This window comes from Xylanibacter muris (assembly GCF_013166605.1).
GTDB classification, from domain to species: domain Bacteria; phylum Bacteroidota; class Bacteroidia; order Bacteroidales; family Bacteroidaceae; genus Prevotella; species Prevotella muris.
The window spans coordinates 144,280-171,146 of sequence record NZ_JABKKF010000009.1 but is presented as its reverse complement, the minus strand read 5'-3'; the positions used below and the strand labels follow the sequence as shown (position 1 = coordinate 171,146).

The following is a 26,867-nucleotide window of genomic DNA, read 5'->3' as shown; positions in this document are numbered from 1 at the left end:
ACCAAGAATATGGCTCTCCAGTATTCTTACGGATTCGCACCATTTCTTTATCTTATAGCATCGAATCCCTCGCCAAACACACCCTGACAGAAAGACTGAGACACAAGCGCGTCAGGATCGATATGCTTTATATAACTGAACACCTCCTGCGACTCATATTTTCTGGCCATAACAATAAGTATGTTCACATCATTCTTTGAATACCATCCCTTGCCCTCGACAAGCGTCACTCCACGATGAACCTTATTGTTTATCGTGTCCGCAATCTTGTGATACTCCTTAGATATTATAATAAACTGTACCGTCTGTCGCGTTCCGTTAATGACATAGTCACACACATAACTTGCCACAAGGGTAAACGCCACACCGTAAACAATGGTTTCAGCACTGTGAAACAACAGATAAGAAGAACATATTATACAAATGTCTATCATCTGCATGGCACGGCCGAAGCTCATACGGAAAAACTTGTTCAGCAAAGCTATTATAATATCCGTACCACCAGTGGAACCGTTATGTGAGAACACAATGCCAAGACCTGCACCCGACATCGCACCACCGATAAGCACATGCATAAACTTATCCTCACCCGACGTTATCACTGGATGAGCCGCAAAAAACGGCTGTAGCAGACTCACAAATACAGACATTATCGTAACACCTATTATCGTCCGTACTATGAAACGACGGCTGAGAGCTTTCATTGCTATTGCCAACATGGCAAAGTTAAGCACAGCGATAGAAATACCGGTAGGAAAACCGAAAGCATAGAACAGCAACGCTGACATACCCGACACTCCGCCCATAACAACTTGCTCGGGGAGGATAAACGCCGTATATCCCACTGCATAACTAAGTATTCCTAATGTTATGAAAACAAGGTCCTTAACCTGCTGTCGGTTTCTGACCTTCAATGCATCAGACAGACTTTTCATATAAACCACTATTTTATATTTCATATTTTTCAAAATGACAACGTCTCACACAACTGATATTTCTCTAATGCAGAACATGAAGACTGTATTATGCAAATAGAATGCAATCAACCCTGTCTTTTATTGGCAAGACACTGATTATCCGTGCAAAGATAAGCATTTCCCTATAATTAAGGTCATATCTTTGGAACATTTGTCATCTATACCTGATTAAAATGTCATTTGGAAAATTCCTAATCACCCAACACAATAATCAATCAAGCTTTCAAAAACAACAATTCCATAGTGCAGGAGACATCAGATTCTTCATGTTATGGATAGCAACTCTTTACTCATGAGACACCAAACGACAAAATCCGATGACCCTAAATTTTCTACTGACCCCAAAAAACAGCCGGGCGCCACAAAACAACATCGGTTTTGATTAAGAAAAACGGATGATAAACTTGAAGTTTATCATCCGTTATAGTTGCGGAGGCAGGACTCGAACATGCGACCTCCAGGTTATGAGCCTGGCGAGCTACCAACTGCTCCACTCCGCGATATTATTTCTGTTTTGCGAGTGCAAAGGTACTACATAAACATGAAAATACCAAATAATTCTCCATATTTTTCTTGTTTTTTCTCAAAACAGTACATTTTAGACTCCATTTACAAACACTTCACCCAAACATAAAGCATATATAAGAATAATATCATACTATATCGAATGCAAATGAATATCTGCAATATCGTTTACCCAAAATCGGTCATTGGATTTAGAATTAGTCTTACTGTAATATCTAAGAACAATCCTGTAAACTTGCATCCTGACTCAAAAACACCCTTATCAAATGGTGTTGACGGATATTGACAAAAACTTCCCTACAAATACAAATATCAAGAACAATCACACCTCTTCATCACATATTTTCATACGCTAACCGTCTGACACACACGACAAGAAATCACACGGACAAGAAAAAATTCTCTGTTAATTATTTGCCAATCCAAAATTTAATTTATAATTTTGCACACAGAATTACCAATGTGCAATTATAATAAACGACTATAGGAGATAAAGCAATGTCAATATCAAAGACAAGACAAAGAATTGTTGACGTAGCACGACAGCTTTTTGCGAAAAACGGTTTGGAGAATACGACAATGAACGATATTGCCACAGCTTCCGGCAAAGGGAGGCGGACGCTTTATACCTATTTTAAAAGCAAGGAAGAGGTTTATTATGCTGTCATTGAATCAGAATTGGAACGTCTTTCTGACAAACTTGACGAAGTGGCGGAAAAGCGCATACGTCCGCAGGATAAGATCATAGAACTGATATACACCCACCTGAGCATGATTAAAGAGACCGTGGTACGCAACGGCAACTTGCGTGCGGAATTTTTCCGCAATATATGGATGGTGGAAAAAGTCAGAAAGAATTTCGATGAGGATGAGATTGAACTGTTCAGGAAAGTTTATGCGGAAGGCAAGGCCGAGGGAGAGTTTGACATCGAAAATGTAGAGCTCGTGGCAGACATAACCCATTACTGCATAAAAGGGCTTGAAGTCCCATACATATACGGAAGAATAGGCCACGGGCTTACCGAAGAGATGAGCAAGCCGCTTGTGGCAAAAGTAGTATACGGAGCATTGGGGAAAAGCAGCGAGAAATAAGTCGAAAAACAAACACTACATATATAGCCAGAAGAACAAATTAACGGAACAACATTTTAACGAACTTATATAAATAAGAAAAAATGGGATTATTATCAGGTAAGACAGCCCTCATCACAGGAGCTGCACGCGGTATCGGCAAAGCTATCGCACTGAAGTTTGCAGAAGAAGGTGCAAACATCGCATTCACAGACCTCGTAATCGACGAAAACGGCAAGGCAACAGAAGCAGAGATAGCTGCGAAAGGTGTCAAGGCCAAAGGATATGCCAGCAACGCTGCTGACTTCGCCCAGACTGAGGAAGTGGTAAAGCAGGTAAAGGAAGAGTTTGGTTCGATTGACATTCTCGTTAACAATGCCGGCATAACAAAAGACGGTCTTATGCTCCGCATGACAGAGGCACAGTGGGACGCAGTAATCGCAGTGAACCTCAAAAGTGCGTTCAACTTCATCCACGCCTGCATACCGGTGATGATGCGCCAGCGCAAAGGCTCTATTATCAACATGGCATCGGTAGTCGGAGTACACGGCAATGCAGGCCAGGCAAACTACGCGGCATCCAAGGCCGGTCTTATAGCACTGGCAAAAAGCGTAGGACAGGAAATGGGACCCAAGGGAATACGTGCAAACGCCATAGCACCAGGCTTCATCGACACAGCCATGACACAGGCTCTGCCGGATGACATCCGCAAGGAATGGACAAACAAGATTCCTCTCCGCCGCGGTGGAAACGTGGACGACATTGCAAACTGCGCTGTATTCCTCGGATCGGAAATGTCAAGCTACATCACCGGACAAGTCATCCAGGTTGACGGTGGAATGAACATGTAATTCAGTAAAACAAACATCACAAAGGTATGCCTGCAATAAAAACAAAAACACAGGCATACCTTTTTATTTAACTCCATTATAATATTCCATAGAAAAGTGCAAGTAATTTACGAAGACAACCATATAATAATCGTCAACAAGAAAAGCGGAGAGATTGTACAGGGCGACAAGACCGGTGACAAACCACTGTCTGACACAGTTAAAGAATACATAAAGGAGAAATACGCCAAGCCGGGAAACGTCTTTTGCGGTGTGGTGCACAGGCTCGACCGTCCTGTCAGCGGACTCGTTGTATTTGCACGTACATCAAAAGCCCTGTCACGCCTTAACGACATGTTCCGCAACGGAGAAGTTCATAAAACTTACTGGGCTATAACATCCGAAAAACCGAAGGTGGCGGAAGGCACGCTGGAAAATTATCTTCTGCGCAACGAGAAACAAAATAAGAGCTATGCCTACAGCCGGGAAGTGCCAAACTCCAAGAAAGCCATCCTCAAATACCGGCTTATCGGTGAAAGCAAGAACTATAACCTACTTGAAATACAACTGCTTACCGGCCGTCATCATCAGATACGCTGTCAGTTGTCAGCCATGGGGTGTCCTATAAAGGGCGATCTAAAATACGGGGCCCGGCGGAGCAATCCCGATGGGAGCATATCGTTAATGGCAAAAAGCATAGAGTTCATACATCCGGTAAGCAAGCAAAAGATAAAAGCTGAAGCACCGTTGCCGGACGACACGCTGTGGGATAAAATGGAAATGCTGCCATCCAGGTAAACCGGAACGGCAGCATTTCCATTTTTATTGCAGTACCACATCCTACAACCTTATAATCCTAAAGGATTCATATTACTGTATGCTTTTCTGACCTTATGCTCAACACCTTCTGCAGAAAACTCTCCGCTGATATCCGCCACGGCACCTGGGGTTATCTCCATAACCTTCTGCATGTCCTCACTTGCACCGGCCATGTCACCCTTGCCGTATTTCAACCGGCCGCGTTCCCTATATGCATCGGCACAGAAAGGATTAACCTCCGTCACACGTCCATAAAGCTGGATAGCCTCGTCGCTTTTTCCCTGTGCCGATGCCACACGGGCGTTAAACATCAACACATCCTCACTTTCCGGATATTCTTTAATAAGTAAGTCAGCATCGTCCGACGCACCGCCGACATCTCCCATAGCCAACAGCGTCTTGCCGCGCAAAAGACAGGCATCCGCCATGTCTGGCTTCAGGGCAATGGCCTTGGTAAGCATCGCAACCGCATTTATATTATTTCCGGCAGCAATATATGCCTGAGCATATAAATAATGTACATGAGGATTCTTACTGTCTAATTCCATTGCCGCGGCACATGCGTCATTCATCGCGTCATAATCCTCTGCCATATATGCCACACGGGCTATCTGTATCCATACATTAATGTTTTCCGGCTCGGCGGCAGCAAGAATCTTCAACTGACAGATTGCCTCGGGAAGCTTGTCACTGCTCACAAAAGCCTGCGACAGATAATCGCGTACCTCAAGGTCGTCTTTAATCTTTAGCGCTTCTTCATAACATCTTACGGCATAATCAAAGTTTCCCATCCGCGCGGCTTTCACACCGTCAAACTTAAACATATCGAAACGCTTCGCATCATCATTCTTCCGCTTCTCTTCCGGTGACTCTTCCGCCCCTCCGAACAATGCTTTTAGTAAATTCATAATATTGCTTATAGTTTTTATTTCTTCTTGCAAAAATAGTGAAAAACAATGTAACGGGCGAAAGATTGTACTGAAATAACACTGCAAAGACACACCTGTCGCAACATCCATGCGAAACATATCTTAAAACAGTGAGCCTTCGTATGCAAACCCGACACAAACAAAAGACTCATCTGCATAATGAGTATTTTTCAGACGTTTTGTCATTTCCGCCTTCAAGGCAAGCGTATTCGTAGGATGATAGTTTATTCCAAATGACAGCAACTCGTGTCTGTTACCTGAAAACATTCCGCTAATACCCGTCTCCACATTTTCAGAAAACAATGTTCCGGATGCAAACGAGTCATAATTATCATAACGTCCGAACACAAAAAACTTACAGCCCCTGTCCTTCATGGAGTTTATAACCGAAAACATATCATATCCGGCCTCAACACTAAATGCAAAGACATTCTTAGCCACTGCCGACACATCCACACCACAATCCTCCTCCATGCCGGTCTTTATCCTGTTCAGATTACCGGTTCCTGACATATATCCATAGTCAGCCTGCCCGCGGACCAAAAGCCCGTACCTTTCGTAAGTGAAGTCAAACGCACCGATGAAAACGTCTGTACCCAATCGCTCACCGCCATCAAGGACATGCCGGGTATGCCCTGCGTATCCGCTGACACCGAGACGCAGCCCTTCCAAACTGAGGTTTTCAATCCTTGCCACACATCCGAACTTCCTATCCGCTCTGAATGCCGATGTCTCCGTGCCTCCGCCTATCCATCCTTCACTGCTGAACATTAATGCGTCAAGACCGGAAACAACCTGTGCCTCATATCCGAAATCCCCCGTTCTTCCCCAAAAACTCACACCCATGCCATACCATACTCCGGGCATTACCGCATTCTCACCCTCACGGCCATATACCGAAAAATAATCGAGAGTGGCATTACAGGCATTACTCAGCCCCACCGGAACGACAACACGCCCAAACCGGATATTTGCCGCATCTGAAAATGCCTTCTGAATCCAAAGCTGGTCAACGCTCACTTCTGTTCCGCTACCGGGGGCAACCGCAGACCTTTCACCTCCCGAGTGCTCAAAAACCGTGGCATGTCCGCCCTTGGTATAATTGATCTCAGCCTCGGCACACACCGACCATCCTTTACCCAAATCATAGTCCAGGCATAAAGCGGCATTCACAAAATTCAGATTTCCATATCCTCCCTCAAGAGACAAATCAATACCCAACGGCACCTTACCGCCCTTATCCTCCTGATTGACATCTGACACATGAGCGTCAGCCGCTACAAATGTTAACAGAATAATCATAATTACGCACACTCTACAGAAAGTTGTCTTTCCAAATGACCAACAAGTCAAAATCATCATAACATTCTAACAAATTATTATTACATCTATTTTTTACATCTGCAAAATTACTGCTTAAAACATACACATACAATACCTAAAAACCATGAATATCAACACAAGCCTACCTGTTTTTTATTAAACGTTACAATATCCAACATATACAATACCAATAAATGGCTATTGTACATATAACGGTTTTTTTGTAGTTTTGCAGCCGAAAGGCAAATCCATATATTACATAAGACCAAACGTTACGGAATTAAAATAACCACCAAACAAAAATGAAGAACAACAAGGTATATGAAGCCGACGACCAGATGATATCGCTAATACGCGACAATTATAATGTATTGCAGTCATTAGGCAGTTTCGGCATAAACTTAGGCTTTGGCGACAAAACCGTTGACGAGACATGCAAGGACAACAACGTAGACACATACACATTCCTTACTGTTGTCAACTTTACCATAAATGACTATTTCAATCCCGACGACTCTGAAAAGCTGTCCATGCCTACACTGATGCAATATCTTGAGGCAAGTCATGTTTATTTTCTCGACTACCAGCTGCCTACAATACGCAAACAGCTTGAAGACGCGGTAATACAGGACGACGGTCTCGGAAAACTTATAATGAATCTATATGACGAATATGCACGCGAGGTAAAGAAACACATGAAATATGAGGAAAGAATGCTATTCCCGTATGTGAAAGGACTCATAAACGGTGAAGCCTCAAGCAATTATGACGTAACAACATTCTCGAAACATCACGGTCAGACAGACACCAAGCTGAAAGAACTGAAAAACATCATACTGAAATACCTGCCCGGAGACACTTTACGCAACAACAAGCTTACTGCCACACTTTATTGCATATACAATAACGAGACATGGCTCGGCCTTCACGCCAAAGTGGAAGACGAGATTTTCGTTCCTGCCATCAGAAGACTTGAAAGCAGAATCAAGCAAAGCAACGTTGCAAAAAATATAAGTTCCATGGTGTTCAAGGGAGTGCAGGAAAACGGCAACATACTCTCAGACAGAGAGAAAGAGGTGATAATAAGTCTTGTACAGGGCATGTCGAACAAAGAAATAGCCGACCATCTCTTCATATCAACAAACACCGTCATCACCCACCGCAGAAACATTGCACGTAAGCTTCAGATACACTCTACGGCAGGTCTTACAATATACGCAATAGTCAACGGACTGGTTGATATATCATCCGTAAAACTATAGTTTTTCGCAGCATGCCACATAAAAACTTAAAGCAAATCATATTAGCCCCTAACTGCTAACCAGTTAGGGGCTTTACAATTACAGACGCCTATATTATTACCGTTTTTTTTACATCAATATCCATACGGGATATACGTTTTTATTGTATCTTTGCAGAAGAGAACGGAAATTTTACACTAACAAGTAACAAGCAAAGTTTCCCAAAACGGAAAACTTTATCCAAACCTACAACAGAAAAGTTTTCCAAAACAAACAATTTCACCATGGAAATAAAAAGCTTCACTATCACAAAAAGAGACGGCTCTGCGGACCGTTTTTCTCTGGACAAAATCATGAACGCCATCATAAAGGCGTTTGAGTCTGTAAACGAACCAGCCGATCTCGGATGCATATCCAAGATTCTGAGTCATTTGAACATACAAGAAGGCATAAAGGTTGAAGATATCCAGAATCAGGTTGAAGAGGCCCTTATGAAAGAAGGCTTCTACAAAGTGGCAAAATCATTCATGCTCTATCGCCAGAAACATTCAGAAGACCGCGAGACAATGGAAAAGCTTAAATTCCTGGCCGACTACTGCGATGCGGCAAATGCAGCCACCGGCTCAAAGTTTGACGCAAACGCAAATGTTGAGCACAAAAACATCGCAACGCTTATAGGCGAACTTCCAAAATCAAATTTCATACGTCTGAACCGCCGTCTACTTACAGACCGTATAAAGAAGATGTACGGAAAAGAACTTTCCGACAGGTACATACAGCTTCTTAACTCCCATTTCATATATAAGAACGACGAGACCTCGCTCGCAAACTATTGCGCCTCCATAACAATGTATCCGTGGCTAATAGGCGGCACGACCTCTATCGGTGGCAATTCCACGGCGCCGACAAACCTGAAATCTTTCTGCGGAGGTTTTGTGAACATGGTATTCATGGTATCGAGCATGCTAAGCGGCGCATGTGCAACACCCGAGTTTCTTATGTACCTTAACTACTTCATCGGACTTGAATACGGCAAAGATTATTACAAGGAGTCCGACAAGGTCGTTGACCTGTCCCTGAAACAGCGCACGATAGACAAAATGATAACAGATTGCTTCGAGCAAATCGTATATTCGATAAACCAACCTACAGGTGCAAGAAACTATCAGGCCGTATTCTGGAATATCGCCTATTATGACAAGCCTTATTTTGAAAGTCTTTTCGGCAACTTCTATTTCCCCGACGGTTCACGACCTGACTGGGACAGCCTCTCCTGGCTTCAGAAAAGATTCATGAAATGGTTCAACCATGAGCGCACAAAGACAATGCTCACATTCCCCGTAGAGACAATGGCCCTGCTCACCGCTGACGGTGATGTAGTGGATAAGGAATGGGGAGACTTCACTGCGGAAATGTATTCCGAAGGGCACTCTTTCTTCACATATATGAGCGACAATGCAGACTCCTTATCAAGCTGTTGCAGGCTGCGCAATGAGATACAGGACAACGGCTTCAGCTATACCCTCGGAGCCGGCGGGGTAAGCACCGGCTCGAAAAGCGTACTCACAATAAACCTTAACCGATGCATACAATACGCTGTGAACAACGGCATCGACTACAAAGACTTCCTGACAGACATCATCGACCTTTGCCACAAGGTGCAGCTTGCATACAATGAAAACCTGAAAGAACTTCATCAAAACGGAATGCTGCCGCTGTTCGATGCCGGATATATAAACATATCACGCCAGTACTTGACCATTGGAGTAAACGGGCTTGTGGAAGCCGCGGAATTCATGGGACTTCAGATAACAGACAACCCCGACTACCTGGCATTCGTACAGGAAGTACTCGGACTTATAGAAAAGAAAAACAAGGAATACCGCACTAAGGACATACTGTTCAACTGTGAGATGATACCTGCGGAAAATGTCGGAGTGAAACATGCGAAATGGGACCGTGAAGACGGATATTTCGTTCCACGCGACTGCTACAACAGCTATTTCTATATCGTAGAAGACGATTCTTTGAATATTATCGACAAGTTCAAGCTTCACGGTGCGCCATATATACAGCATCTGACAGGAGGCTCTGCTCTTCACATGAATCTTGAGGAACATTTGTCAAAAAACCAATACAGACAACTGTTAAAGGTGGCGACAAAGGAGGGATGCAACTATTTTACATTCAACATTCCGAACACCATCTGCAACGAATGCGGCACCATAGACAAACGCTACCTGCACGAATGCCCTAATTGCCATTCAAATAACGTTGACTACATGACAAGGATTATCGGATACCTGAAACGTGTAAGCAACTTCTCTGAGGCACGGCAGCAAGAGGCAGGAAGAAGGTTCTATTATTCAGAGAACCATCCCCGGCAGAGCATCTGATAAAAACAGCGGGCACATGCATAAGCCTGACGTGGCGGCTCTTGTATGTATCTGTATAAACAGAACTTATAATAAAAAACGACCAAATGCTTAAATATGTAAATACAGGCGTGGTGTTTCAGGAGATTCCTGACGAGGTGACACTGTCCATAAATCTGAGCAACTGCCCCTGCCATTGTCCCGGATGCCACAGTCAGTATCTATGGAAAGACATCGGCACACCGTTGTCTGTTAGTGCTCTGAGCCGGATGGTGCATGAATACGGACACGACATTACCTGTATATGCTTCATGGGTGGCGATGCGGAACCGGAATACATAGACATGCTCGCAAGGTATCTGCACTCAGAGTTCCCGCATCTGAAGACCGGCTGGTACAGCGGCAGGCAACGCATATCTCCAAAGATAGACAAGCACAACTTTGATTATATAAAAGTCGGACCATACATCAGGCATCTCGGATGCCTGAAAGATCCGACAACCAATCAAAGACTGTACAAAAGAGACCGCAGTGGTGACTTCAAGGATATAACAATGAAGTTCTGGAGAAAAACAGTATAGACCGTATAGAAAAAACCGGCGGCAAGCATCAGAGTGATTCTATGCTTGCCGCCGGTTTTTTTCATATATAAGACTTATATGTGTTATGCCTCAACATATCATATATCATCACATACAAGTATCCTTTCTTTGTTCCTTATTCCGTAGTTCTCATCTATTTCATCCTGAGTATTGTCTCGCCCCCTACTCTCAAAGCCTCCATATTAAGGGGAATCAGACCATGGTGACGCTCCGGCAATGTCTTGAACAGGGCTTTTTCCATTCCCTCATAACTGATGATAGGACATACGCTTAGAAAAGCGCCAAGAACAATCATGTTGAAAACCTTGGCGTTTTTCATCTCCGCGGCCTTATCCATTGCATCAACCCTATATACACTGATGTCGCCACGCGTAGGCGGATTGATAATGCCGAAACCGTCATAAATAAGGATACCTCCGGGCTTTATCTTCGACTCAAACTTATCCAACGACGGCTGATTAAGCACTATCGCCACATCATACTGGCTAAGTATCGGTGATGAAATCTTGTCATCACTCACTATCACGGTGACATTCGCCGTTCCTCCACGCTGCTCCGGACCATAAGCCGGCATCCACGTAACCTCCTTGCCTTCCATCAGACCTGAATACGCCAGAATCTTGCCCATCGACAGCACGCCCTGACCACCAAAGCCTGATATTATTATTTCTTTCTTCATTGCACTTCGGTTTTACGATGATTACTTTTCCCCGGTAGTATCCTTCAGGTCGCCCTTAGGATAAAACTTAAACATATTCTCTGTCATCCACTTGTTCGCCTGAGAGGGAGTAAGCTTCCATCCGCTGTTGCAGGTGGATACTATCTCCACCAGAGAGCTTCCCTTTCCGGCCATTGAAGCCTCAAAAGCCTTACGTATGGCTTTCTTTGCCTTACTCACCGCCCCTACTGTCTCCACGCTCTGGCGTGTAACATAGCATGTCCCCTCCAGCATTGCGGCCATCTCTGTTATCTTCAACGGATAACCGTGCAGTTCCGGCTGACGCCCGTAAGGACATGTGCTGGTCTTCTGCCCTACAAGGGTCGTAGGCGCCATCTGTCCTCCGGTCATACCGTATATTGCATTATTAATGAATATTATAGTGATATTCTCTCCACGGTTAAGAGCATGTACAGACTCGGCCGTACCTATACATGCCAAGTCGCCGTCTCCCTGATATGTAAACACCAAGCGGTCGGGCCACAACCTCTTTATAGCGGTGGCAACAGCCGGGGCACGCCCGTGTGCCGCCTCCTGCCAGTCAATATCAATATAACGGTAGGCAAATACGGCACAACCTACCGGTGACACTCCGACGGACTTCTCCTCAAGTCCCATCTCTTCTATCACTTCCGCCACAAGTTTGTGAACGACACCATGACTGCAGCCCGGACAGTAGTGCATCTGGACGTCATTCATAAGCTTTGGTTTCCTGTACACCACATTTTCCGGTGACAATATGTTATCTGTATTCTGTGCCATAATTACATGAGTTTGGTCTTCAATGCGTTTACTATCTCATCTGGCTCAGGCACTATGCCGCCCAGGCGTCCGAAATACTCAACCGGCTCCTCACCGTTTATTGCAAGGCGCACGTCCTGCACCATCTGCCCTGCATTGATTTCGGCCACAAGAACGCCTTTCTTTCCATGAGCCAGCCCTGCTATCTCTCCGGCTGGGAAGGGCCATAACGTTATAGGTCTGAACAGACCTACCTTTATTCCCTGAGCCCTGGCCGTCTCGATTGCTTTCTGTGCGATACGCGCAGCACTTCCGAATGCCACTATTATGTATTCGGCATCATCGCACTGTATGGTCTCATAACGCACTTCATTTTTCTGTATCTCCTCATATTTAGCCTGCAGATGAACATTCCGTTTCTCCATCTCCTCCGGCTTGAGTTCCAATGAGGTGATAATGTTGGGCTGGCGTGAATTTCTGCGTCCTGATGTAGCCCACGGGCATTCTTCCATTATTTCCTCCTCCGTACGGCGCGGCTTATAAGGCGGCAACACCACTTTCTCCATCATCTGGCCAATCACTCCGTCAGACAGTATCATGGCCGGATTACGGTATTTGAAAGCCAAGGTAAATGCGAGGTCCACAAAGTCAGCCATTTCCTGTACCGATGCCGGAGCAAGAACAATCACGTGATAATCACCGTTGCCGCCTCCGCGTGTGGCCTGGAAATAATCGCTCTGCGACGGCTGTATCGTACCGAGTCCGGGACCTCCGCGCTGTACATTCACAAACACTCCCGGCAACTCTGCACCGGCAAGATATGATATCCCTTCCTGCATCAATGCCACACCCGGACTTGACGACGATGTGAAGGCACGCTTTCCGGCTCCGGCCGCTCCATATACCATATTGATGGCCGCCACCTCGCTTTCGGCCTGAAGCACAACCATTCCGGTCGTCTCCCAAGGCTTGTCGAGAGCCAACGTCTCAATAATCTCACTCTGAGGGGTGATCGGATATCCGAAATAACCGTCAACACCGCATCTTACGGCAGCCCTGGCTATCGCCTCGTTGCCTTTCATCAATGTTACTTCCTGTTCTGCCATACCGATCAGTCCTCCATCTTTTTTCTGTACACGATTATGCATCCGTCAGGACATACTATACCGCATGAGGCACACCCTATACAGGCATCCTCTTTTACAGCCTCCACGTATGGATAGCCATGCACATTTACTTTTTTTGCCAGCATGATGACATCCTGCGGACAGGCCTCTACACAAAGCGAACAGCCTTTGCATCGCACAGTGTCAACAACTATGGCACCTTTAATTTTACCCATAAGCATATATTTTTAGGGATTGTAAGCGTCCTTATTGTAAAAATTCAATATATCGTCAAGCATTGCCTTTGCCTCTACGGCAGGACTTTCCGGGTCTTGTTCTATGGCTGCCACATAACAGTTGATGGCCTCTGCCCATTTCCCCTCCTTACGGAAGCGGTTGCCTTCAAGATAATATTCCATGGCAGTCATATATGCAATCTATTTATAGTATTCTTTCTTGCCCGCCGCCAACGTGTTCTTCATAAGCGAACATATTGTCATCGGACCTACTCCTCCCGGCACCGGTGTTATATAGGAACAAAGCGGGGCCACCTCATCGAACTTCACGTCACCGTTAAGTCGGAAACCGCTCTTGCGTGTAGCGTCCGGAACCCGTGTCGTGCCTACATCAATTACCACCGCGCCTTCCTTCACCATATCCGCCGTTACAAAATCAGGGCGTCCGATAGCCGCTATTATTATATCGGCTTCACGGCACTCCTCCTTCAGCGTCTTCGAACGGCTGTGACATACCGTCACGGTGGAATCGCCATACTGTTTCTGCATCATCAGTTGCGCCATAGGCTTGCCCACTATATTACTACGTCCCAGTATGACGCATTTCTTTCCGCTTGTCTCAATATTGTAACGCCGCAGCAATGTCAATATCCCCAAAGGAGTGGCCGATATGAAACACGGCAGACCGATGGCCATACGGCCGACATTCACGGGATGGAATCCGTCTACATCCTTACGGTAGTCTATCGCCTCGATTATCTTCTGCTCGTCGATGTGAGCCGGAAGCGGCAACTGTATTATGAAGCCGTCAACATCGTCATCCTTATTCAGTCTGTCGACACACTCGAGAAGCTCGGCCTCGCTGACTGTATCCTCAAACCTGATGAGTGAAGACTTGAACCCGCATGCCTCACATGCAATAACCTTATTCTTCACGTATGTCTCCGAGCCTCCGTCGTGTCCCACAAGGACCGCTGCCAGATGGGGGCGTTTGCCTCCTCCGTCGACAATGGCCTTTACCTCACATGCTATTTCCTGCTTTATGGCGGCCGCAGTGGCCTTTCCGTCTATCAAATTCATAATAGTATTTATCGAAAGCGTTTTTACTTCATCTTTGACTTCATCATGTTGGCCATCTGCATCATTCTGCTGCTGTCCATGCTTGTCACCATCTTCATCATCTTGCGCATCTGGTCAAACTGCTTCAACAGCCGGTTAACCTCCTGAATGTTCGTACCGGAGCCTTTTGCAATACGCATACGGCGGCTTTGGTTGATTATCTCCGGATTGGTACGCTCCTTGGGAGTCATACTGCTTATTATCGCCTCAATGCCTTTAAAGGCATTGTCGTCAATGTCGATATCCTTTATCGCCTTTCCCACACCCGGAATCATTGCGGCAAGATCTTTTATATTACCCATTTTCTTTATCTGCTGGATCTGGGCCATAAAATCATTGAAGTCGAACTTGTTCTTGCGTATTTTCTTTTCAAGTTCCCTTGCCTGTTTCTCGTCAAACTGCTCCTGGGCACGCTCCACGAGACTGACGATGTCACCCATACCGAGAATGCGGTCGGCCATACGCTCGGGATGGAACACATCTATCGCCTCCATCTTCTCGCCCGTGCCGACGAACTTTATCGGCTTCGTCACTACAGTACGTATTGAAAGAGCCGCACCGCCACGGGTATCACCGTCGAGTTTTGTAAGGACGACACCGTTGAAATCGAGCCGGTCGTTGAATTCCCTCGCAGTATTCACGGCGTCCTGTCCTGTCATCGAGTCTACCACGAACAGGGTCTCGTCAGGATTCACAGCCTCTTTCAGCGAGGCGATCTCATTCATCATCTCCTCGTCCACGGCAAGGCGTCCGGCAGTATCTATTATCACCACATCGTATCCCTTGGCCTTTGCCTCCCGTATGGCATTGCCGGCAATAGCGACCACGTCCTTATTATCCGGCTCCGAATAAACCGGCACACCGACAGACTCCCCGACGACCTTCAACTGTTCTATGGCAGCAGGACGGTATACGTCACAGGCAACGAGCAAAGGATTCTTACGGTTCTTTTTCTTCAGCATATTGGCAAGCTTTCCACTGAAAGTCGTCTTACCCGAACCCTGAAGTCCGGACATCAGGACTATTGCCGGCCGGCCTTCCAACTTCAGCTCAGCGGCAGTGCCTCCCATAAGTCCTGCCAACTCATCATGCACAATCTTCACCATCAGCTGGCCCGGCTTCACCGCTGTAAGCACATTCATACCCATAGCCTTTCTCTTCACCTCATCGGTGAACGACTTCGCCACTTTATAGTTCACGTCGGCATCCAGCAATGCACGGCGCACATCTTTCAGGGTTTCCGCAACGTTTATCTCCGTAATTTTTCCTTCGCCCTTCAATATTTTGAACGAGCGCTCAAGTCTGTCGCTTAAATTCTCAAACATAATTCTTTAATATATACTCTTTTTATATCTTATTCTTTTATATTCAACGCCCATTATCATGCCATGCCGGAACAAGGCGTGGCAGACATTTTGTATGTTACAAAGATAGCGAATTAATTTTATCCCTACAAATAAAACGGCTTGCTTTTTGCGTATCCGCACAAGATTTGGACAAAGATTGCGCACAACATTCCACTGTGTGCAATTTTTAAATCCAGGCCATCAGACATGCCGCACACCTCTCTCCCGCCAGACAAAAATCCGATAAGAACGCCACAGCATCAGAATACATAATGAAACGGCAGGAAACGGCACATCCACAAACAGCAAAGCACCTGTCCGCAGACCGTCCGACTATAGTCAGACGGGTTTCCGACTTAAGTCAGACACCCTTCCGACTTAAGTCAGAAAGCTTTCCGACTTAAGTCGGAAGGTTTATGAACCGGCACTTTCAAGTTTGTGAGCGCCATATCAAAAGTCAGGAAACCGCCATTCCCGCATTTGCAAAGCAGCCGTCCCGCATCTGTTTTCATGCGGTTTTCGGACTGACCGGCATCCACGCTGCCTATACCACGCATCCACAGGAAAACGGACAAATGCGCCCATATCCATGCCGGGAAAGCCAATCCCCATCCGTCCGCCGGCACATTTGGACAGCATACATCATTGCTATCCGTATTTTCACCCGTGCCAGTATCCGCGCGACAACAGGAAAAAAGTGTTTGCGAGATTCAAAGAATATCATAAAATATATCATTTATTGAAAATGAATCCATATTATTGGGAAATAATATATAAATTTGCATGGTAATTTTTTAATATAAAGAAACATGGCAGCAGGCAAATGGATCGGCGGTGCTATCGGATGGATGGCAGGAGGCCCCCTCGGATTATTGGTGGGAATAGCAATGGGGTCGTTTTTCGACAGTGCGATGGACAGTGTCAACAACGAAGACAATTCCGGAACATTCGACTCTTCAAGGGCATACAACGGATACGGCAGGCGGCAGGCCGGTGAAAGCGACCGAAACGGCTTTCTATTCTCTTTATTAGTACTGGCGTCGTATATAATCAAGGCCGACGGACGCATCATGCACTCCGAAATGGAATTTGTACGCAACTTCCTGCGCTCCAACTTTGGAGGACATGCCGTGGCTCAGGGAGAAGACATTCTGATGAAACTCTTCAACGAGCAGAAACGGCAGGGCAACGACAGGTTCAAGACAACCGTCAGCCAATGCTGCATGCAGATTGCCTCAAACATCGACTACTAACAACGCCTGCAACTGCTCAGCTTCCTCGTAATGATATCGCAGGCGGACGGTAAAGTGACAAACGATGAGGTCACAGCCATAAGGGAATGTGCCGCATGGATGCACATTTCACAGAACGACGCCGACTCGATGTTGAACCTAAGAGACGCGGGCAACAGTCTTGAAAGCGCATACAGGGTACTTGGCGTAGACCCGTCGGCAACCGATGAGGAAGTGAAAAAGGCATACCGACAATTAGCACTGAAACATCATCCCGACCGCGTGGCATCCTTGGGAGAGGACATAAGAAAAGCAGCGGAAAAGAAATTCCAGGAGATAAACGAAGCCAAGGAAAAAATATTCAAGGCAAGAGGGCTTTAAGAAAACAAGCGGCATGCCAGCATGCCGTCATACATGACTGTAAACAGAATAAGTCAATACACATTTTTATATATACAATAATCTGACAACCGCAAAATGAAAAAATTACTCATTTGGACAGGTATAATAATACTGGTTCCCATTTTTCTGTTTATTCTGGCAGCAGCGGCGCTTTACATTCCACCGGTGCAGAACTGGATTGCAGACAAAGTGGCTGAAACCGCATCGGAAAAGACAGGTATGGACATTTCTATCGGCCACGTGTCATTGTCATTCCCGCTTGACCTGACAATAAAGGACTTCAGGATGCTGAAGCCCGACAGTCTTAACAGAAACAGGAAAGACACGATAGCCGATGCAAAGGAACTCACCATAGACGTAAAGTTGAAACCCTTGTTCAACAACAAAGTGGTTATAAACTCCATTGAAGTAAACGACACAAAAATCAACACCTCCGACATCATTGCAGCAGCAAGGATAAAGGGAAACATAGGCAAGCTGAGTCTCCACAGCAAAGGCATCGACCTCGGCAATGAGACGGCTGAGATAAACGACATCAATATTTACGGCACATACATCGACGTGGCGCTTTCCGACTCTGTTCCGGAAGATACTTCAAAAACAGAAATTCCCTGGAAAATATATGCAGACACACTGAACATATCAAACACCGGCGCCGTTGTACACATGCCGGGCGATACCCTTATAATATCAACAAGAATTGAGCAGGCCGGTATCGGAGGTACGAATATAGACCTTGGAAATGAACGGTATGAAGTAAGGACACTAAGCTGGAACGGAGGTTCTTTCAACTACGACAACAAATACGAGCCGCATTCCGAAGGGCCCGACTACAATCATATAGCCCTTAGCGGCATAAACATCGGAATAGACTCCATCCTCTACCACTCTCCTCTGACACGGCTGAATATAAGGCGATGCGCGATGAAGGAAAAAAGCGGGCTGGAGATAACCGGGCTTACCTCGCCTGTCATCCTTGACTCCACAAGAATACAGCTGTCGCCCATGATACTGCGCACACCCGACTCAAATGTCGAAGCCCACCTTGATATGGAGTTCAACACCTTCGACAAGGAAAAAGACGGAAAGACATATCTAAGGCTTATGGCTTCCATCGGGAAACAGGATGTCATGAGATTTGCAGGAAAGCAGCCTGCCGCATTCGTAAAAGGATATCCGAACAAACCGATAAACATCATAGGGTCTGTGAACGGAAACATGAAAGACGTAGAGTTTACCGGACTTGACATAAATCTTCCCACAGCATTCCATATTACGGCAAACGGACGGGCATCAGACCCTGCCGACATGGACAGGCTGAGGGCTACGGCAGACATAAAGGCACAGACAGGAAACCTTAACTTCATAAAGCCATTGGCCGGTACGGCCATGAACAATATCAGCATACCACGCAACATCAGCATGAAGGCGAAGCTGAAAGCTGACGGAAAGGCATATTCAGCGGCATTCAGCATAAAGGAATCCGGCGGAGTCATAAACGGCAAGGCAAAGGTAAACACCAAGGCAGAGACGTATGACGCCACAATGGAAATAGACGGCATTGACATAGCCCATTTCATGTACGACGACTCATTGGGATGTATCACCGCTAAAATGGAGGCCAAAGGGAAAGGATTCGACCTCATGTCTGACAAAAGCAGCATGGATGCAAGAATAAACCTGACACACCTCGACTACGGACAACTGGACATCAACGGCATGAATGCGGAAGCCATCCTTAACAACGGAAGAGGGCACGTAACCGTGAACGGAAGCAACAGACTGTTTAACGGCACCATCGGCATCGACGCTCTTGTAAGCAGGAAATATCTGGCAGGCACAATAGTGTCCGACCTTCGGGAGGCAGACTTTCACAGGCTAAGAATAACCGATGTTCCGTTAAAAGCCGGAGTATGCGCACATATCGACATTGCATCCGACCTAAAGGAAGCGTTTAAAATAAACGGATACGTAAACGACCTCACGGTAAAGACACAGAAAAAGACATACCGCCCTACAGACATAACAATAGACGTCATGACAAACAGGGATACCACCTGGGCAATGATGTCAAGCGGCAACCTGAAGCTGGACATGAAAGCAAAAGGAGGATATAAAAGCCTAATTGAAAAAGGAGGACTGATAACGGACGAGATTCTCGGCCAGATGAAAAACAAGATAATAGACCACCCGAGAATAAAGGAACTTTATCCAGACCTGAGCCTTTATATAACAAGCGGAAACGATAATCCGTTCGCCAACTTTCTGAGAATGAAGGGAGTGGATTTCAAAGACCTGCTGCTTGACATAACATCATCGCCCGTCAAGGGATTGAACGGCAACGGACACGTATATTCACTTACGGCCGACAGCACAAGAATCGATACAATAAAATTCCATATAAGACAGGATTCGTCGCTTGTGAGGTTCAATGCCCAGGTCACAAACAACAAGAATAATCCCCAGTTTGTTTTCACAACCCTCATGAACGGACATATCTACGACAATGGCATAGAGGCTAACGTCAAGTACTATGACAAGAACAACAGGATGGGAGTACAGCTCGGAACAACGGCAGAGATGCGCGACAGCGGCATCTACATACATCTGACACCATACAGGCCTGTCATAGGATACAAAGAATTCAATCTCAATAAAGAGAACTATGTATTCCTTGGCCGCAACAAGAGAGTATATGCCAACGTAGACCTCATCGCAGACGACGGTACAGGTGTGAAAATATACTCGAATGACGAAAACAGAGAGACACTTCAGGACCTCACGGTCAGCCTGAACAATTTTGATCTCGAAAAAATAACTTCCGTACTTCCATACGCTCCGCGCATAACCGGTATGCTGAACGGCGACTACCACCTGTTGCTAAACGAGAATGAGAAAGTCTCGGTGGCATCCGACATGTCTGTAAGCAACATGACATACGAGAAATGCCCCATAGGAAATCTCAGCACGGAATTCATATACATGCAACGTGAAGACCTGGCCCACTACGTGGAAGCACGCATAAACCAGAACGGACATGACATCGGCATACTGAACGGCTCCTACCAGACCGAGGGCGAAGGTTATCTGGAAGCCATGTTCAAGATGACCAGACTGCCGCTGGATATCGTAAACGGATTCATACCGGACAGGCTGTTCGGATTCAACGGATATGCAGACGGCGAAGTGGAAATAAAAGGAACACTCAGTAAGCCTCAGGTCGACGGGGAGGTGTATCTCGACTCTTCATATATCGTAAGTGTGCCTTATGGGGTAAGATTAAGGGCCGACAACGACCCGGTAAGAATAATCGGGAGCAACCTCCTGCTCGAGAATTTCACTCTATACTCATACAATAACAACCCGCTGAACATCTCAGGCTCCGTGGATTTCTCAAATCCGGAGAAAATGCGTATAAACATGAAGATGAGGGCCACAAACTATCAGATTATAGACGCGAAACAGACAAGCAAGTCGATTGCCTACGGCAAGGCTTTTGTCAATTTCTACGGCAACGTCAACGGCACCACTGATAATCTTGAAATGAAAGGGCAACTTGACGTGCTCGGAAAAACCGACATGACATACATACTCAAAGACTCACCGTTGAATACAGACGACCAGCTTAAGGAGCTTGTCACATTCACAAACTTCAACGACACGACACAGATAAACAGCGTAAACCGCCCGCCAATCAGCGGTCTTGACATGCTCCTGCTCCTGAACATTGAATCCGGAGCGAGAATACGCTGCGCACTCAACGCCAGCCAGTCAAACTATGTGGATGTGGAAGGCGGCGGAGAGCTCCGCATGACATACAATACCACAGATGACCTGCAACTCTTCGGAAGATACACCCTGAACGACGGTGAAATGAAATATGCCCTGCCAATAATTCCGCTGAAAACCTTCACGATACAGAAAGGCAGCCACATCGAGTTTACGGGAGACATGATGAATCCGCGACTCAACATAGAGGCTACGGAAGAAACGAAATCAATGGTGGCGTCAGAAACAGGAAACAGCAGAAGCGTACTGTTCAAATGTGGAGTGAAAGTAACAAAGACCCTTAACGACATGGGACTTGAATTCACACTTGACGCTCCGGATGACATGACAATAAAGAACGAACTGGCGGCAATGAGTCCTGAACAGAAAAACAAGCTGGCAATCACAATGCTCACCACAGGCATGTATCTATCAGACGGCAACACCACCGGATTTTCCATGAACAACGCACTTAACTCGTTTCTGCAAAGCGAGATAAAAAACCTTACAAACAGTGCGATGAAAACCGTAGACATAAGTGTGGGACTTGACCAGAACTCAGATGCTGCAGGAAACACCCATACCGACTATTCGTTCAAATTCGCAAAAAGATTCTGGAACAACCGTGTGAATTTCATAATAGGCGGAAAAGTTTCCGGAAACAATTCAAACAGTACAACGCAACAGGATGAGGCCTTCATTGACAATGTGTCATTGGAATACAGGCTTGACCAGACTGCACAGAAATATGTAAGACTATTCTACAACAAGGACATTACCGACCTTCTGGAAGACGGTGTGTCGGAATACGGAGGCGGTTTTGTATGGAGAAAGAAAATAAACAAATTAAGCGAACTGTTCAGAATGAGACAAAACTCCGGACAGAAAGACGAGGATGAGGACGCGGCAGAACATAAAGACATAATAAGCGATGAAAAAAACAAGAAACAATAATATCATATCCATAGCACTGACGGCAGTTTCATTTTTGTGTGCCTGTTCATCAACAAGCAACCTGCCGGAAAACGAGACCCTGTATACGGGACTTAAAGAGATAAAATACGAACCCAACGGAGAAGGAGAGGCTCTTCCGGCTGTAAAGGAAGAAATTGAAGCCGCACTGGCATGTGCACCGAACGGAGCGTTTCTGGGAAGTTCTTATTACAAGACACCGTTTCCCGTGAAATTATGGATATACAATAAATATGCAAACTCAACCTCGAAATTCGGCAACTGGATAAAAAACAGTTTCGGAAGCGAGCCGATACTGATGAGCTATGTAAATCCGGAGATGAGAGCAAAAGTCGCTACGAATATCCTGAGGAATAACGGATATTTCAATGCAAACGTAGGATATAGCATAATTCCACAGAAAAACCCGAAGAAGGAAAAACTCAGCTATAACATAACACTCAACCATCTCTATACAATAGACACATTGAAATATGTCAGTTTTCCCGAAGGTACGGACAGTATCATCATTAGCACGGCAGATAACGCAAGGATTAAAAGCGGAGAGCCGTTTGCCGTATCGCAACTTGACGCGGAACGCACCAGGATAAGCAATCTGCTCAGAAACAACGGGTATTATTTCTACAAGGCCGGGTATTCCACATTTCTTGCAGATTCAGTATCCATTCCAGGAAAAGTAGAGGTACGTATGCAACCTATTGGCAATCTTCCGGAAGAAGCCGGGCGCAAATGGTATCTCGGAAACATGAAACTGGAATTGCGACGCTCTGTAACAGAACAGCCTACAGACTCGTTTGTGCACCCACGCTTCAAACTGTTGTATTCAGGAAAAAAACCTCCAATACGCATAAAAGCCCTGTTGCGGGACCTCAAACTAAAGCGCGGACAGATGTTCAGTCAAAACAACTATGTGGAATCAGCAAACATTCTCAACAGCATGGGACTGTTCACCATGTCTGATTTCGCATTCACTCCACGTGACACATCCGCAACATGCGACACACTTGACATGAGCCTTACATGTATATTCGACAAACCGCTGGACGCCTCGATAGAAGCCAATTATTCAATCAAGACAAACGACCGCACCGGCCCGGGACTTGTGCTCGGACTTACAAAAAGAAATGCCTTCAGGGGCGGTGAGAAACTTACCCTGAACCTGAAGGGATCGTATGAATGGCAGACGGGAAAGAAAGTGAACGGCAACAGTTCTAAAATAAACTCATACGAATACGGTGCTGACGTGTCTCTTGAGTATCCACGCATAGAAGCACCGTTCGGATGGTTCGGCCGCAGAAGATTCCATGTTCCGCCGTCGACACTGTTCTCACTTTCCGGAAATGTGCTGAACAGGGCAAAATACTTCAAGATGCTCACTGTCACGGGAGCCGTAACATACAAGTTCCAGACATCGGCAAACTCCAGACATGAGTTAAGTCCGTTCCTGCTGGACTACAACTACCTACAGAACACGACCGCAACTTTCGACTCCATCGCCGACAGGAACCCTGCAATATACATGTCTATGAGGAATCAGTTCATACCAAAAATAAAATACACATATACATACACAAGTCCTGCTACATATAAAAACCCTATCGTATGGGAAACGACAGTGACAGAGGCCGGAAACGTGCTGTCCATGGCATACGTCGCAGCAAACAAGGGGTTCAATACAAAAGAAAAAAACTTATTCGGCAACCCGTTCGCACAGTTCCTGAAACTTAACACCTCATTAAGGAAGACATGGCGCACAGGATTGAAATCGCAGCTTGTCGGACGCGTGGCCGGCGGCATTATATGGGCATACGGAAACTCTGAGCGCGCACCATACACGGAACAGTTCTATGTAGGCGGAGCCAATAGTATAAGGGCTTTCACAATACGAAGCATCGGTCCGGGAAAATACGTTGCGCCGTCGACGACTTATGCATACCTTGACCAGACAGGCGACATAAAGCTTGAAATGAACCTTGAATACAGATTCAACATTATCGGAAGCCTATACGGAGCCGCTTTCATCGACACTGGAAATATCTGGCTGATGAAAAAAGACGAGAACAGGCCGGACTCGGAATTCAGAATAGAAAGTTTCTTCAAACAGCTTGCACTCGGAACGGGTGCGGGATTGAGATACGACCTTGATTTCTTTGTTCTGAGACTTGACTTGGGAATAGCCCTGCATGTCCCATACGAGACAGGCAAGGGAGGATACTACAACATACCCAAGTTCAAGGACGGGCTCGGATTCCACTTCGCAATAGGCTATCCGTTCTAAAACAATAAATATTAATCGGTTAGAGTCTGTATATGCTTTAAAAAAAGTTTCACATTTTGGTGGGATTTAAAAATTTATTCGTACTTTTGCAACAGCTAACAATAATAAAAAAACAATTAATCAATCAAAAATGAAACCAACTTTATTACTCCTTGCAGCCGGTATGGGAAGCCGCTACGGTGGATTAAAACAGTTAGACGGACTTGGCCCTAATGGAGAAACAATCATGGATTATTCTATCTATGATGCCATAAAGGCCGGATTCGGTAAAATAGTATTCGTTATAAGAAAAGACTTCGAACAGGATTTCCGCGATAAAGTCCTAAGCAAATATGAGGGACATGTTCCTGTGGAACTTTGCTTTCAAAGCCTTGACGCCCTGCCGGAAGGTTTCCATTGTCCGGAAGAAAGAGTAAAGCCATGGGGAACAAACCATGCTGTCATGATGGCAAAAGACTGCATTAAAGAACCTTTCTGTGTCATAAACTGTGATGACTTCTATAATCGCGACGCATTCATGGTTATAGGCAAATTCCTTTCTGAACTTCCGGAAGGATGCACAAACAAATATGCAATGGTGGGATTCCGCGTAGGCAATACTCTCTCGGAAAATGGAAGTGTGGCACGCGGTATATGCTCTAAGGATAAAGACGAAAACCTCACCACCGTGGTGGAACGTACTGAAATCATGCGTGTGGACGGGCCGATATGCTATAAAGATGAAGACGGAAAATGGATTGAGGTGGAAGACAACACTCCTGTATCAATGAATATGTGGGGATTCACTCCCGATTACTTTGAGCATAGCGTGAATTACTTCAAAGAATTCTTGTCTGATGAGAAAAACATGAAAAACCCAAAAGCGGAATTCTTTATACCGCTGATGGTAAACAAACTAATAAACGAAGAGACCGCCACCGTAAAAGTACTCGATACAACGAGCAAATGGTTCGGTGTGACATACGCGGCAGACCGCCAGTCTGTTGTAGACAAGATACAGTCGCTTGTCGACTCCGGGGTATATCCGGACAAACTCTTCTAAAACAGGACATAAATATTGCAAAAGCCCAATTAGTCCGGCTAATTGGGCTTTCGCTTGTTATTCCATAAACAATTTTATAACATATAAACTTCACCTGCATTATATTATGAATAACTTATTGTCAACAACCGATCTTGAAAAGCTGCGTTCTTTTATAGATAAAGCCGAGAATATCGTTATATTCTGTCATATAAATCCCGATGGAGACGCCATTGGCTCATGTCTCGGATGGGCCGAATATCTCAGGACAATAGGCAAGTCACCGTCTATAATCGTACCCGACCAGTTTCCGGATTTCCTGATGTGGATGCCGAATACAGAAAAAATAATCCGCTTCGACAAGCACAGAGAGACCGCAGAGAATATCATGACAAAGGCAGACCTCATGTTCTGCCTTGACCTCAACGATGTGTCACGCACAGACGGACTCGGCAACCTAATACAGGAATCAAAGGCAAAGAAGGTAATGTTTGACCACCATCTGAACCCACAGCTGAAATGCGACATAATGATATCGGAACCGGAAATAAGCTCAACATGTGAAATCGTATTCAGAGTAGTGAATGAGCTCGGTGACTTCGATAAAATGGGCTCACACTTTGCCGCACCGATATATTGCGGAATGATGACAGACACCGGCACATTCACATACAACAGCACACGCCCTGAGATTTTTTTCATAATAAGCCGATTATTGACGAAAAATATCGACAAAGACAAGATTTACCGCAACGTATACAATAACTACAGTGAACAAAGGATACGGCTCATCGGATATGTGCTTCATGAAAAACTCGTCGTAGACGCCAGACACCATGCAACGTTCTTCACACTCACACGCGATGACCTCAGAAAATTCAATTACATAAAAGGAGATGCGGAAGGACTTGTAAACATGCCTCTTCAAATAAAAGGCACAAAACTGTCAATCTCACTCAGAGAGGACACCGAAAAAGATAATATCGTATGGGTAAGCCTGAGATCTGTCGACGACTTCCCATGTAATCTTGTAGCCAAAGAATTTTTCAATGGAGGCGGACACCTCAACGCATCCGGAGGACGTCTGAATTGCTCAATAGACGAAGCCGTCAGGATTACAAAAAAGGCCATAGAAAAATTCTGCAGCTAATGAAAGATGACGCAAGAACTTAATGAAATCAAGTTAAAGTACTGTAATATGAAGGATTTTTAAAGGGATTTTTGTAATTTTGCCAT

21 protein-coding genes, 1 tRNA gene and 1 pseudogene are annotated in these 26,867 nt (G+C 45.5%); 11 read left to right on the top strand and 12 right to left on the bottom strand.

What is annotated here, in order from left to right; genetic code table 11:
* Positions 1-47: 47 nt before the first annotated feature.
* Positions 48-959 (bottom strand): YitT family protein, encoded by a 912-nt coding sequence (locus HPS56_RS09925; RefSeq protein WP_172276051.1) that lies wholly within the window; start codon positions 957-959, stop codon positions 48-50.
* A 445-nt stretch (positions 960-1,404) separates the two neighbouring features.
* A tRNA-Met gene (locus HPS56_RS09920) sits at positions 1,405-1,477 on the bottom strand.
* A 523-nt stretch (positions 1,478-2,000) separates the two neighbouring features.
* On the opposite strand from HPS56_RS09920, the gene HPS56_RS09915 reads away from it, so the two are divergent.
* From HPS56_RS09915 to HPS56_RS09905, 3 genes are all read left to right on the top strand, one after another.
* On the top strand, positions 2,001-2,594 hold the full coding sequence (locus tag HPS56_RS09915; RefSeq protein ID WP_172276049.1) for a TetR/AcrR family transcriptional regulator: 594 nt from the start codon (positions 2,001-2,003) through the stop codon (positions 2,592-2,594).
* A gap of 83 nt (positions 2,595-2,677) precedes the next feature.
* The gene (gene fabG, locus HPS56_RS09910) at positions 2,678-3,424 is read left to right on the top strand and encodes a 3-oxoacyl-[acyl-carrier-protein] reductase (protein WP_172276047.1); all 747 of its coding nucleotides are present in this window, start codon (positions 2,678-2,680) and stop codon (positions 3,422-3,424) included.
* 96 nt (positions 3,425-3,520) lie between these two features.
* Positions 3,521-4,201: an RluA family pseudouridine synthase gene (locus tag HPS56_RS09905; RefSeq protein WP_172276045.1), complete on the top strand. Its 681-nt coding sequence runs from the start codon at positions 3,521-3,523 to the stop codon at positions 4,199-4,201.
* A gap of 50 nt (positions 4,202-4,251) precedes the next feature.
* Here HPS56_RS09905 and HPS56_RS09900 read toward each other — a convergent pair whose 3' ends face one another.
* Positions 4,252-5,130 carry a tetratricopeptide repeat protein gene (locus HPS56_RS09900; protein ID WP_172276043.1) on the bottom strand — a complete coding sequence of 293 codons (879 nt, stop codon included), beginning with the start codon at positions 5,128-5,130 and terminating at the stop codon, positions 4,252-4,254.
* A gap of 123 nt (positions 5,131-5,253) precedes the next feature.
* The gene (locus tag HPS56_RS09895) at positions 5,254-6,453 is read right to left on the bottom strand and encodes a hypothetical protein (protein ID WP_172276041.1); all 1,200 of its coding nucleotides are present in this window, start codon (positions 6,451-6,453) and stop codon (positions 5,254-5,256) included.
* A gap of 323 nt (positions 6,454-6,776) precedes the next feature.
* Here HPS56_RS09895 and HPS56_RS09890 point away from each other — a divergent pair, with 323 nt between their 5' ends.
* The 3 genes from HPS56_RS09890 (at position 6,777) to nrdG (ending at position 10,671) form a co-directional block, all read left to right on the top strand.
* Complete coding sequence (locus HPS56_RS09890) at positions 6,777-7,736, top strand: LuxR C-terminal-related transcriptional regulator (protein ID WP_172276039.1); 960 nt, start codon at positions 6,777-6,779, stop codon at positions 7,734-7,736.
* 263 nt (positions 7,737-7,999) lie between these two features.
* Positions 8,000-10,111 carry an anaerobic ribonucleoside-triphosphate reductase gene (gene nrdD, locus HPS56_RS09885; protein ID WP_172276037.1) on the top strand — a complete coding sequence of 704 codons (2,112 nt, stop codon included), beginning with the start codon at positions 8,000-8,002 and terminating at the stop codon, positions 10,109-10,111.
* 86 nt (positions 10,112-10,197) lie between these two features.
* Positions 10,198-10,671 carry an anaerobic ribonucleoside-triphosphate reductase activating protein gene (gene nrdG, locus HPS56_RS09880; RefSeq protein ID WP_172276035.1) on the top strand — a complete coding sequence of 158 codons (474 nt, stop codon included), beginning with the start codon at positions 10,198-10,200 and terminating at the stop codon, positions 10,669-10,671.
* 154 nt (positions 10,672-10,825) lie between these two features.
* On the opposite strand, the gene HPS56_RS09875 is transcribed toward nrdG, so the two are convergent.
* The 8 genes from HPS56_RS09875 to HPS56_RS09840 form a co-directional block, all read right to left on the bottom strand.
* Positions 10,826-11,371: a 2-oxoacid:ferredoxin oxidoreductase subunit gamma family protein gene (locus HPS56_RS09875; protein ID WP_172276033.1), complete on the bottom strand. Its 546-nt coding sequence runs from the start codon at positions 11,369-11,371 to the stop codon at positions 10,826-10,828.
* A gap of 21 nt (positions 11,372-11,392) precedes the next feature.
* The gene (locus HPS56_RS09870; RefSeq protein ID WP_172276031.1) at positions 11,393-12,172 is read right to left on the bottom strand and encodes a thiamine pyrophosphate-dependent enzyme; all 780 of its coding nucleotides are present in this window, start codon (positions 12,170-12,172) and stop codon (positions 11,393-11,395) included.
* 2 nt (positions 12,173-12,174) lie between these two features.
* The gene (locus HPS56_RS09865) at positions 12,175-13,257 is read right to left on the bottom strand and encodes a 3-methyl-2-oxobutanoate dehydrogenase subunit VorB (protein ID WP_172276029.1); all 1,083 of its coding nucleotides are present in this window, start codon (positions 13,255-13,257) and stop codon (positions 12,175-12,177) included.
* Between the two features lie 5 nt (positions 13,258-13,262).
* Positions 13,263-13,493, bottom strand: a complete 231-nt coding sequence (locus tag HPS56_RS09860) for a 4Fe-4S dicluster domain-containing protein (RefSeq protein WP_172276027.1) — start codon at positions 13,491-13,493, stop codon at positions 13,263-13,265.
* A gap of 12 nt (positions 13,494-13,505) precedes the next feature.
* Positions 13,506-13,685, bottom strand: coding sequence for a tetratricopeptide repeat protein (locus tag HPS56_RS09855; RefSeq protein ID WP_172276025.1), 180 nt, complete (start codon positions 13,683-13,685; stop codon positions 13,506-13,508).
* Between the two features lie 9 nt (positions 13,686-13,694).
* Entirely contained in the window at positions 13,695-14,573 is an 879-nt protein-coding gene (gene folD / locus HPS56_RS09850; protein WP_172276023.1) for a bifunctional methylenetetrahydrofolate dehydrogenase/methenyltetrahydrofolate cyclohydrolase FolD, read from the bottom strand.
* A 23-nt stretch (positions 14,574-14,596) separates the two neighbouring features.
* Positions 14,597-15,937, bottom strand: a complete 1,341-nt coding sequence (gene ffh / locus HPS56_RS09845) for a signal recognition particle protein (protein WP_172276021.1) — start codon at positions 15,935-15,937, stop codon at positions 14,597-14,599.
* 404 nt (positions 15,938-16,341) lie between these two features.
* A complete protein-coding gene (locus tag HPS56_RS09840; protein ID WP_172276019.1) occupies positions 16,342-16,584 on the bottom strand; it encodes a hypothetical protein in 243 nt (80 codons plus the stop codon).
* Positions 16,585-16,767: 183 nt separating this feature from the next.
* Between HPS56_RS09840 and HPS56_RS09835 the strand changes: the two are divergent.
* The 5 genes and pseudogenes from HPS56_RS09835 to HPS56_RS09815 all read left to right on the top strand — a co-directional run bounded on the left by HPS56_RS09835 (position 16,768) and on the right by HPS56_RS09815 (position 26,781).
* Positions 16,768-17,571 (top strand): annotated as a pseudogene (locus HPS56_RS09835) (DnaJ domain-containing protein).
* 96 nt (positions 17,572-17,667) lie between these two features.
* Complete coding sequence (locus tag HPS56_RS09830) at positions 17,668-22,314, top strand: translocation/assembly module TamB domain-containing protein (protein ID WP_172276017.1); 4,647 nt, start codon at positions 17,668-17,670, stop codon at positions 22,312-22,314.
* Entirely contained in the window at positions 22,292-24,610 is a 2,319-nt protein-coding gene (gene tamL / locus HPS56_RS09825) for a translocation and assembly module lipoprotein TamL (protein WP_172276015.1), read from the top strand. Before HPS56_RS09830 ends, tamL begins: the two co-directional genes overlap by 23 nt.
* Positions 24,611-24,740: 130 nt before the next feature.
* The gene (locus HPS56_RS09820) at positions 24,741-25,652 is read left to right on the top strand and encodes a glycosyltransferase family protein (protein WP_172276013.1); all 912 of its coding nucleotides are present in this window, start codon (positions 24,741-24,743) and stop codon (positions 25,650-25,652) included.
* 103 nt (positions 25,653-25,755) lie between these two features.
* Positions 25,756-26,781, top strand: a complete 1,026-nt coding sequence (locus HPS56_RS09815) for a DHH family phosphoesterase (RefSeq protein WP_369800301.1) — start codon at positions 25,756-25,758, stop codon at positions 26,779-26,781.
* The last annotated feature ends 86 nt before the right edge of the window (positions 26,782-26,867 follow it).